Origin of the sequence: Actinoallomurus sp. NPDC052274 (assembly GCF_040679475.1) — a bacterium.
GTDB classification, from domain to species: domain Bacteria; phylum Actinomycetota; class Actinomycetes; order Streptosporangiales; family Streptosporangiaceae; genus Actinoallomurus; species Actinoallomurus liliacearum.
This window is the reverse complement of the sequence record NZ_JBFAUT010000055.1, coordinates 1-11,263: the sequence shown is the minus strand read 5'-3', so window position 1 is coordinate 11,263 and position 11,263 is coordinate 1. Positions and strand designations below refer to the sequence as shown.

General features: G+C 64.5%; 5 protein-coding genes and 1 pseudogene. 4 read left to right on the top strand and 2 right to left on the bottom strand.

Going from position 1 to position 11,263, the window contains the following annotated elements:
- Both AB0K82_RS34480 and AB0K82_RS34475 read right to left on the bottom strand, forming a co-directional pair.
- The gene (locus tag AB0K82_RS34480) at positions 1-534 is read right to left on the bottom strand and encodes a hypothetical protein (protein WP_364405117.1); all 534 of its coding nucleotides are present in this window, start codon (positions 532-534) and stop codon (positions 1-3) included.
- Positions 535-973: 439 nt separating this feature from the next.
- Positions 974-1,090: pseudogene (locus AB0K82_RS34475) on the bottom strand (DUF6444 domain-containing protein); the annotation flags it as partial.
- Between the two features lie 436 nt (positions 1,091-1,526).
- Between AB0K82_RS34475 and AB0K82_RS34470 the strand changes: the two are divergent.
- The 4 genes from AB0K82_RS34470 to AB0K82_RS34455 are packed head-to-tail and all read left to right on the top strand — an operon-like array spanning position 1,527 to position 10,172.
- The gene (locus AB0K82_RS34470) at positions 1,527-3,134 is read left to right on the top strand and encodes a PD-(D/E)XK nuclease family protein (RefSeq protein ID WP_364405115.1); all 1,608 of its coding nucleotides are present in this window, start codon (positions 1,527-1,529) and stop codon (positions 3,132-3,134) included.
- 11 nt (positions 3,135-3,145) lie between these two features.
- Positions 3,146-4,297 (top strand): hypothetical protein, encoded by a 1,152-nt coding sequence (locus AB0K82_RS34465; RefSeq protein WP_364405113.1) that lies wholly within the window; start codon positions 3,146-3,148, stop codon positions 4,295-4,297.
- Positions 4,294-7,602, top strand: a complete 3,309-nt coding sequence (locus AB0K82_RS34460; protein ID WP_364405111.1) for a hypothetical protein — start codon at positions 4,294-4,296, stop codon at positions 7,600-7,602. The genes AB0K82_RS34465 and AB0K82_RS34460 overlap by 4 nt, the downstream gene beginning before the upstream one ends.
- Positions 7,599-10,172 (top strand): RNaseH domain-containing protein, encoded by a 2,574-nt coding sequence (locus AB0K82_RS34455; RefSeq protein ID WP_364405109.1) that lies wholly within the window; start codon positions 7,599-7,601, stop codon positions 10,170-10,172. Before AB0K82_RS34460 ends, AB0K82_RS34455 begins: the two co-directional genes overlap by 4 nt.
- Positions 10,173-11,263: the final 1,091 nt, after the last annotated feature.

Below are 11,263 nucleotides of genomic sequence, written 5' to 3'. Positions count from 1 at the left end.
TCACTCAAGGGTGTAACCTAGAGAATGGAGTAGGTGGACGGCTCTGACCGTTGCCCTCTGTTGAAGATCAAGGTCGCAGAGAAGGTCTGATTCGCTGTAATCTTCATCGCCCATCATGGCGCTTACAGGTACCCACTCCCCGCCGTCGCCAGTTGCGTAATCCGCCCAAGAGCATCCCATTGTAACACAGGAATGCACCGTATGATTCCGGCACTCAATCGCTTCGCCGATAAGAAGCAAGTCCTTTTCCCATTTTTTCGCCTCATCTCCCAGTAGGGTCCGAGCATCCTCCAGGAGTCCACCTGTCGTTCGTCCCTCAATGTTGATCGTCTGATCGAGCCGTTTAACAATCTTTCCTAGAATAGTCTCCGTCTCGACGCACTGTGCTATCACCAGGCCACGAAGTCGCTGCATACCTTTCGTGTCAGAGTCGTTTCTATATAGGGCATCCATTTCTTCGGGAAATTCGAGACTCCAAACGCTCTCCCAGGACCGAACTCGTTCTCCGAACATGGGTACGTCAGATTGTGTCATGCAATCATTATCCCCGACGGGATCAGCGATCGCCATCGCTTTGGCCTACGATGCAGCTGAGCTCGCGTCGCCGACCGCTCGATGACAGGGTACGAGGTTTCCGTCGGCTGCCCGGCGTGCCGGTAGTGGCATCTGCTGGCGGTTGGTCGTGCGGGCGATGCCCGCGAGGACGGTGGTGGCGAGGAGCCAGCCCGCGGCGATGAGCAGGTACGAGAGCCACTGGTACGGGCCTTGTGGGTTGGTGACTGGTCATCCCTGAAGGAGAACCGCAGGTGATCGTCATGCTTGTCGATCAACCGGCGAGCCAGCGCGTTGTGGTCCTTTTCCAAGTTGGTGGCCCGAGCCGTGGTCGCACGGGCGCCCCGGCCAGCCCTCTGCCACACCCACGACAGCTGCGGGGAACGTGACGCTCACACCGGTCCAGATCGGCGACCTGACACAGCGTCTGGCCTCGATGCCCAGCCTGTCCGCCCGGCCGCCGACCGCTCTTCCCCCGCAGCGACTTCGGCGCCGGCTTCGCCAGCCCGTCCGACGACGGCGGTTTGGAGGAGTTCCGGCCTTGGATGGCGGCGATTGTTGATCGCCAAGGATGAAGGATGAATCACATTCGGATGACTAGTCATTCGTGACCAGAAAGATCACAAAATCGTGCTCCGTTTGGTGCATTTATCCATCCATCAGCGTTCTGTCTCCATGGCTGCCCAAGGACTGTCGGCCGCAGAGCTTATTGTGTTGCTCATGGGTCATCTCTCTGGATTCTTGCCTCGCGCCTTGCTGTCCTTGAGCGGGGAAGTGGTGGCGGCGTGAGGTTGGCCGCCGGTTTCGGTCTTCACGGAAATCCCGATGTGGTCCGGTTGTCCGCGAGTCTGCTGGACCGAGAAGATGATCAATGTCGAGACTTTGTGGCGCTGAAATCTCGACCGCTGGTGTGGCCACGGCCCCAGACACCACCTCGGTATCCACCGTGGGAGGCATTTCCGTTGGGTGTCGTGATGGCCGCGTTGGACTCTGTGGAATTCGGTGAAGTCGAACTGGAGGAAGCGGTCGCGCGTGCGGTGTCACGTACGCGTTCACCGCTACACGCGGGTGCCGCGGCATGGGTACAGCACGCGTGTCTCTCATATCTGAAAGCTTCCGCCGAGCTGGAGCGTGAGCTGAAGGGCATCGAGCTGCGGCCTGAGCGGAGCCCACGTGTGGTTCAGGGCACTTCTCCGGTGGAGCATCGGATCCTTACCACTTGGGGCCGGTGGTACGTCTCCGCCGATGGCACGGTGCGGGAGTTCCGCCGCGTACGGATCAGTCGCCACAGTGAGGCTGAAGCTCCATCGACGCTCGCGGCGGCGTTCGTGGTTGCAGCGGGTAGGCGCGCCGCCGGCAAGGTATACCGTGATCTGCCGATCGAGCTCTTTCCTGAGGATTCGCCAGCGGAACGCATTCGTGTGGTCGAAGTACTGCTGGGTTCCGACGCGTCCCCGGGCGTGCTGATAGATGCGCCGCCGGACGAGATCGAGCGAGCCTACCGTGAGCGGGCCCGACCGGTGGCGATCGATCTGGTCGCCGGAGGTAGCCAGCTCCCGGGGCGCGACTGCGGTGAATGCAAACTGCGACCCGGGTGTGGAGGGCTTCCTCGGGCCCCCGGACTGCTGGGGGTGAGCGGCCGTGGAACGCACCCGCGTACGTGGTCAGTGACGACCGGCCGACTGTATGAGCTCTGCCCGGCACAGGCGCACTTTCAGGACCTGCGCCTGCTGGGGCGCCGGGACGGTGACAACCCGGCCATCCGGCGCGGCGTCGCGGTTCATGAGTGGCTGCGTGTGGCACATGGCCGGCCATCGGCCAAAGCGTGCTCGCTCGATGATCTTCCCGATCCGGACTCAGGCGATATCGGACTCGCCGACGACCTGATGACAGTGGCGGAGTACCGGTCGGTGAGGCCGTTCCTCTTGGGGCATCTTCAGGTCTGCCCGCTGGATGATCCTGCGCTCGTCACGGGTGTCCGGCCTGAGCCGATGATGGCGGTGCGTGACCCTGATGCGGACGTGGTCGTGGTCGCTGAGCCTGATCTGATCCGTCGTGTCGACGGCCAGGTGGTCTATCGGGAGCAGAAGACCGCTTCCCGGCCGCTGGAGGTGAGCGGTGCCGAAGCCCTGCGCCGCTTCCCTCAGCTGGCATTGGCGGTCTGCCTAGTCGCGGCCGGTGTCTTTGAGAGCACGACGGTGGCAGAGGACACCACGATCGGCGGCTTGGTCGAGCTTGAAGTAATGACACCGGTGAGTGCCGCAGTCCTGACGTTCGATGCGTCGGACCCGGAGGTGTTGGCTACGGCCCGGGAGATCGTGGCGGGTTATGCCCGCGAGTGGCATCGCGATACCGAATTTCGAGCGACGCCCGGCGATTGGTGCGCGGTGTGTCCGGCGGCCCGGTGGTGCCCCGACAAGGCCAGTACCGGAGGCCGCACTCTGGTGGTCGACGGCATGGTGATCGATGTGGAGACCGGCGAGGTACTCGAAGTCCGAGGCACGCCCAGTAACAGAGCGGCGGCGCTGGCTGCCGAGGTCAGCGAACCCGACGCCGGCCACGACGACGCATTCTCCTACTGAAGGCGGTAGCGATGCCTATACCTGCACGCCAGTCAGGCCTTCTCGACAGGCCCGTCACCGCCGCGCTACGAGCCGGTTATGCCTGGAGCACACGCCACGAGCGCCCTGAGGCATGGCGCGAGGTCGCCAGGATGACAGGGGTCATCATGCGGTCCTTCGGACCTGGGCGAGGCCCGGTGACACCGTCCGAATTGCTTCCACTGCTGCATCGGCCGCTCGGCGATTGGCTTCCCGGCGCGGCGGAGGATGAGGTATTGGCCGACATGGTGATTCTCGATGACCGCGACGAGCTCACCGACGCCACCTTCGAGATCGGTTGTGACTACACCGTTGAGCTGCTGGCCGGTCAGGTCGATCCTGGCGAGCGATGGTTGCCGAGTTGGCGGATGCACCGGGCCGAGCAAGTCGAGAACGCCACGTTCGAGACTCTGATCAGCGGCAGCGACCGTGAATACTCCGCCGGTCGCCGTTTTCTGATCGATTATCCCGCCGGGGATCAGAAGCGCCTTCTAGGGCTTCGGAACGATCTCGGGTTGCCGCCTTTGGCGGAGTTCACTGCCATCCCTCATGAGCGGCAGTTCCGCGGCTGGTGGTGGCCGTGCCCGGAGTGCCGCTGGCCGATGCGGGTCCGGGCCGGACGAGTGAACTGCTGTTTCCCGCACCATCGAGCCTCTTACATCCTCCTGGACTCCGGGAAAGGCACTCCTCGGCTGCAGCCCATGGACGGCGCGCGCCGTGCGGGGCTCGCGCAGGCAGTGGAAGGAGCCGTCTGCGTCGACGAATCGATCTGGCGCTACATCGTGGTCCCCGGCGTCGTCGAAGTTCGCCTCTACGACCGCATCGTCGGCCTCCAGGGCGTCACGGCCAGCTTGTACCCGGGAAAAGATCTGTATGACATTCAGGCCGAGCCCGCCGACACCCCTGCGGGGCAACCGCCCAAATGGGACTTCACCATCGACCTGAAGGATCACTCCTCAGCGCGCACGCTCGCGGACAAGATCATCACCAATCCTGTTGCAGCCCGCTATGTGGTGTTGCCGAACTACCGCAAGAGTCAGCTGAAGGAACTGGGGCGTCTGCTCCCTTCCATCACGATGATGACCGAGGACCGTGTGTACAACCGGATCAAGCAAACTCTCGCCCGTCACCGGGACGCTCAATGACCGGCGCTGCCGGGCCGAAGGAGTCGGTTCGACCGCTGGTGATCTCCTGCGCGCTCGCGCTTTCCGAAGCGTTCTTCCCAAACGAACGCGATCGAGTTTCCGCGCAGCACGCTCAGCTTCTGGTGACGGGTCGGATCGATGCATGGCCCGAGTACTGGCACCTCGAGGAAGAGGACCGGCACCGGATCGCCGACCTGCTCCGCCATCGACCTGATGAGCTGGCCGCCCAGGAGCTATTTCACAAGGCGCTGCGTCGGCTGCTCGATGAGCAGGACCTTGACGGCTATCGGATCTCCGAAGCGGGAGAGGTCAGATCCGTCCACGGACTCCCCGCTCGGGAACATGCCGACCGCCTTCTGCTCAGGCTGGCAAAACTGAGGCGGCGCCGTTCACGGCGGCTCACGCCCGCGTACCAGGGTCGCTATCAGACCATCCTGCGCGCTCTGCGCCAGGGCGATCTGCCCGCTTCCACACGTACCGTCTACAACCTCACCAACGTTCCGGAGTTGCAGGTTCCGGCAGCGGAGGTCCGGGATGCCCCACGCCTGGATGTGGTGAGCTTCGACGCCGATGAGCTGCGCAAGATGGCTGACCGGATCGACGCCGCCCGCGGCGAAGGCCACCGGGGAGAGCGCATCGACGACCTGTTTCGTGAGCTCGTCGATGCGGACGGCAACGCAGCACCTGGCGGCCTGCGGATCCACGCCGGCGGGCCAACGAAGGTCTTCCAGGCGCCGACAGGCCGCGGAAAGACGGTGCTCCTGGAGGTCAAGGGCACACTTGCGGCGGCGAAGGGCGTCCCCACCGCACTGGTTGTCCCGACCCGAGCGGCCGCGTTGCGGCTGGCCTACCAGATCGAAAGGAACCTCACCCTGCTCGGGATCGACGCGACGTGCACACCTTTGCTGTCGCCAAGAAAGTTGATGGAGGACGCGGAGAAAGCCGCGACCGCCGAACCCGACGGCTTCGGCGCATGGGCCTACAACAGACTGTCGTACGGATGCGCGCTGTCGGCCGCCGCTGAGACCAATGACAGCGTCGACGCTTGGAAGCCAGGCGAGGAGCCGTGCCAGGACCTGCGCAAGATCCGGCGTGACGGACGCCAGGACTCACGGCGCGCCTGCCCCTGGCGTTCCAGCTGCGGGAAGTTCCGACTGAGCCGCGACGCCGTCGAGGCCGACGTCATCGTCACCGCCCACCAGACCTTCTTCTCCGGGAGCATGCACCTGCCGTTGACGACGCCTGCGGCAACCACCGACCGCGTCAGCGTGGAGGAGTTCCTGCTACGCCACTGCCAGCTGATCGTGATCGACGAGCTCGACGAGTTCCAGGAGACCGTGATCGGCCGCAGCGCCAACCATCTCGTCTTGGCCGACGGCCGTCGCGATACCAAGCTAATCGCCTTGGACGCCGAGTTCCGCGCCGCGTTCGGTCACGTCCCTCCCGAAATCGACGCGGAGGTCCGCGCGATCCTGTCGGACTTGAGACTCCTTGCCGAGGGATACACCGCGAACCTCGCCGGAGGATTTCTCCCGCCTGTGCGTTCCAGCAAGCGGCATAACCGCACCGACCACTGGATCGTGCCCCGCGGCAACGATGCTTGGATCACCGCTCGGCTGCTCGGCCTACGCCCCGAAGACCGCGACGTCACCCCAGATGAAGTCGAGGCCCTCCAGCAGCTTTACCCAGTTCCTTCGGCCCGCCCGGTGCCGCCCCTCCGCCTCCACGGCATCACCGCCGACCAACAGGAAGGGACTCACGGACAAGACGCCCGCGCGACGCCGAATGCGAAGCAGGAAGAGGCAGAAAACGAAGCTCGCTCACAGATCGGCTCCGTGTTGGCCTCCGTCGCCAATGGATGCCGGGACGTTGTCTTCCCTGCCCACAAACTACGGCTAAGCACGCTCCTGAAACCCGTCGTTCCAGACGATGCACTGCGTGGTGCCGTGGTAGATCGGATGCTGCGCCGCGCACACCTGGAGCCCCTGCGAGCACGGCTCTCGGAGCTGCATTTCCACATCTCTCACCTGCGAGCCGTCGGCGCGGGCTCCGCAGACGAGATCGCCGACGCCCTCGGCGGCTTCACTCAGTGGTCAGCGATGCCAGCCAGCCCGCTGGGACGGCTGTTCTTCGCCTTCCAGGAGCGGCTGGACCCCGACGCCCCAGAGACGGCAAAACTGGCGGTCGCGGCCTTCGGTGGTGACCCGCACGGCTACACCCTCTACCTCGGCGAGCTGACCGCCCGCGGACACGCGCGGATTCCACGCGCCGTGATCGGTCTTTCGGCCACCAGCTACTTTCCTGGAGCCCCCCACCATCACGTACACGTCAAACCCACCTGGGTCGTGCCCGACACCGACCCCACCGGGGTGAAGGTGTACGGCGACGTCGTGCGCACCGCCGACCACGACCCCGTCCGTGTCTCCGGAGTCTCCGGCGCTCGCAGAGAAACCGAGATCCGGAAAATCGGGCAGTTGCTGTACCGGAAGCTGGAGCTGGAACTAGGCCGGCTGCGGGCGCAACGCGAGCGTGACGGTGGCCTGGGGCGCGACCGGATCCTGGTAGCAACCACCTCCTACGTCAGCGTCCTCGACCTGGCTGAAGGCATGATGCGAGCCGGCGCATCGCCTCACAGCCTGTGCGTGGTCACCCGACCAGGCAGCGAGCCGGAGATCAAAGACACACGGTGGCACGTCCTCACCTCCGACCGGGTCGAGCAGTTCCCCGATACAGGAGCTGACATCCTCATCGCGCCACTCGCAATCATCGAGCGTGGCGTCAACATCCTCATCGGTGACTCCTCAGCTCTCGGAGCGATCTACCTGGTCATCCGGCCCGTTCCCGTGCTCGATGATCCGAACGAACTGCTGGCCCACATCAACCATCGCCTCTGGGCCGAATCCCGCACCAACACCACTGCAGGCAGCCGGCCGCTCGAGACCTTGGCCCAGCGCATGAAGAACGCCGGGCGCTATTTCGACGAAATCGTCTGCTCGGCCCAGTACTTCCGATCCCTTCCCGACTGGGTCCAGCGCGGCATCGTGGCGGAAATCATCATCGGGCTCATCCAACTGGTCGGCCGGGCCCGCCGAGGCGGCACCCCTGGCGAGGTCCACCTGGTCGACTACGCCTTCTTCGACGACCGCGGCAAATCCAGCTTGCCGCGTCTGATCAACGAGCTTCGCGACGAGTGGCGCAAGACCGGCGAGCTGGACCGCCTTCTCGCGCTCTATGGCCCGACTCTGCGGGCATTTTTCGACTTCGCCCAGCGCCACCACCCCGGCCATTCTGGAGACCACCCGTGATCCTCACCACCGGATTCCGCATCCCCCGTTCCCTGCTGGGCGAGCTCCACGTCTACGTCCTGCCCCACAAATTCCGCCAAGAGCTGGACGTCATCGGCCGGATATGGCGCCGGGACCAAGAGCACGCCCGAGCCCCCCACGCCTCGCTCGCTGTCGCCCTCAGAGCCGTCACAGGACAACCGGTCCGTATCCTGCCTCGGACCCGTTGGAAGGACGGCGAGGTCTTCCTGATCACCACCCGCCCGATCGCCCCAGATCTGCTCGCCACCGCTGTCCGCTTCTGGGAAAGACTCGCCCGGCGTGAAGAGGGCAAGGAACGCGACACCAATGCGCTCGCCCCCATGCTCGCCCAGATCACCTCGCACGCCCGACCAATCGCAGAAGCGATCGACACACCTCAAAGGGGCCGACTCGAAGCCGAGAACTGGGTGTATGAAGTCCTCGGATGGATCACCGCCGAACGCCTCATCAGCCAACCGGTGCCGTTCGACCAGGCACTGGTTCCGTTCCGCATCGACACCGATGGCACCGCCATTGCCTGGGACACCCCGATCGCCCGGCCCGGCCGCAATGGGACCGCCCGAGCCCTGATGAAGGTCACACCACGGATCAAGACACTGCCCGGAGTCAGCGATCTGGTGTGCATCCTCGATGTCAGCCTCACACGGCTCGAAGACAACCTGTACGGCGTCCGGTCCGTCTGGATCGACCACGGCCGCAACAACGGCGGGAACGCGCTACTACGCCTCCCTGTAATACGCAAACGCGACCGCAACACCGACAACGGCTGGAAAACAGTCTTCCGCGACTACAGCGCCCCCATCGTCACCGCATGCGGACTGAGCCCCCTGCCCTGGAGCCAAGACGCACTCGCCCAACGCCCCGACCACGTACGAGCCGGGCGAGCCGTCAACGACCGACACCCCATCGGTGTCGGAGTCGGCCCACGCACCTTCCTGCGCTTGATCGAACACGCACAGAACACGCTCGGCATAGAGCCCGTGACGTACCACCCGACCACAATCCGCGTCCGCGGAGACCGCGACATCGATGGCAGCCGCCTCACCCCACAAGCACTCGATGCGGCGATCGCCACCAACGGCTACCAGCAACTGCGCATCGTCCACCTGTCAGCCCGCCCCGAGTCCCGCGAACGTATCCGAACCGAACTCACCCACTACCAGCGCCCCGGTGACCCCGAGATCACGCCCGCACTCGGCACCGCTCACACAATCAGCGAGCGGGCTGAACTGGTCGTTTACGACACCGCCGACCTGCTCCGCCACGGCAATCCAGACCGTTCCCAACTCATCGAACAAGCCCCGGCCCTCAAGGGCGCTCACGACACCCTCGTACTGGCCTTGGTCGACACCGAATACGGCGCCGGCATGATGATCAACGACGACGCCAAACCCGCACTGCGCCGCGCCATCGGCGAACTCGGTGCCGCCTCCCAGTTCCTCGCAATCCCGCCACACGTCGAAGACGACGCCACTCTCATCGACGCCCCAAGCGCACAGCCTCTCAGCAACGATGACGGCCCCAAACGCGACTACCCTGCCGAAGCCGCCGTCAAGGACCTGCTAATGCGCTGTGGCGGACTCACCGACGGCCGGCTCGCCACCGCGGTCACCCTCAACCCTCACCCACTTGATCGCGAGGTATGGCTCGTCGGAATCCACGTCCGCCGCCAGAACACCTCAAAGAACAACGGCACCAAAACCAACACCCGCCCCCGCCTGGTCAGCGTCCTGGTGGCCATACAAGCCCATCCCGACCCGAGCATCCCGTCGACCGTACGGCTCTACCGCCCCGACACCGGATGGACTCGCCACCCAGAGGCACTGGCAGCCTTCTACGCCGGATCCATCGGTCCCGAAATCTCGCCCCAACAAGAACAGCAGGCCTACGCCGACCTGCGCGACATGACCGACACTGCCCTTGACGAGCTACGAAAACTAGCCGACCACCCCATCATCGTCATGGCGGACGCCGACGCCACCCGGCGCATCTGGCACGGCCTCACCGACAACCACCTTCGCACCGGCAGACTCCCCGGCGACGGCCTACCCAACGCCCTGGACATCGCCGTCGTCAGGATCAACTCCAACGACGAAGACATCCCACGCCCCGCCCACCGCACGGACGGCCAGCAATCGAAGAAGGACCCCGCACAGCCGGCGACGCCCGGCAACCGCGTCTACGAGCTCACCGGCGACGACAGAACCCGAAGCTGCCTTCTCGGCAAGACCTCCCGCACCTACGCCGCCGACCAGACCGGCCGGATCGGGGCCAGCTACACACGCTTCACGCTTCCTGAAGAACAAGCAGCAAAGCAGGGCAAGCCCTGGCACTCCTTCACCGGAACAGAGTTCGTCGTAGCTCGCATCGGCCTCCTTACCGAGGACACCCTGCTCGCACTCGCCGCACGTCTCTGCGCCCAACCGATCTCCTGGGACGGCCGAACCCGATGGCCCGTGCCACTTCACATCGCACGCATTGCTGACGAAGACCACCCCTACTACCGGACAGACGAAACAAGCGACGCCCCGGCCGAAGAGCGCGGGTAGAGGTTTCGGTCATCTGGCCCTGTGCGCGATCGCTGCCCGCTGGCCGAGGTTGCTTGCTCGGTGCTTGCGCGTACGCCGCGGTACGCCCCGACAGCATCCGGCACGGCATTGGGCTTATCCGCTAAGGGAGGGATGGCGAACGCGGATCAAACGGCACGTAGTTGGCGCCGAGCGACCCGGCACGACAGCATTGTTCTTGCCGCCAGCCACCCGATCTCTACAGGGCTGTGGACCTTTGATCCGCAGATTCGAAACCGCAGGGAGTTGGCCTAGGGTGATTCGGGCATTTCGAAAGAAAGCCCCAGGACACGCCTGTTGTCCGAGGTAGGTCTGCGCCCAGTGTACCAAGCCGTGATTTTCGACCGCTGATCAAGGCTCTTGTCCTGGACAGATCGTAGGCAGTTCGTCGGCATACGCCTGATTCGCGCGTTCGCCGATCTGCCTACACGTGCTGGGAGCTCCATCGCTCCGGCTTTGACATCATCAAGGGCCGATTTTCCTGCGTCTCGAAACTCTGTTTGAGGCGCATCCGTGCCTCGATGATCAGTCTGCCGGATGAAGGTGCCGGTTGTGGCGTCGTAGATGTGGTGTGTATCCCGTCAGGAGTTCAAACCTGCGCAGACGTTCCCGGCGGCGTCACCCGCCAACTTCTCCGAGCGCCACCCCAGCGACCACTTCTGGATTTGACTTGCCTCTCGGTACTTAGCGGTGTCATCTAGTTACATGCAGCGATGGGCCAAGTTGAATGATCGTCAGTTAACGGTTATGCGGAGGATCAGCGAGGGGCACAAGCCCGTCAGCGCCAAGACGCCAGAGCTGGCGAACACCGTGTATGCGTTGCGCGGTCGCGGCCTGGTGGCGACGCCGCGCAAGGACGGCGTCTGGCACGCCGAAATTACCGACGCTGGCCGGTTCTACTTGCAACATGGCCATCACCCAGACCGGCCCGCACCAGGCGAAGCCGGTCGGACCGCCATAGTCAGTCGGCAGACGCCTCGGGGGTTCCCCCCGAAGTGTGGACACCGGTTGTTATGCGGCGAGTGCCACCTTATGTGACCTCTGTTCGTAGCTGATCGGGCTGATCTGGCCGA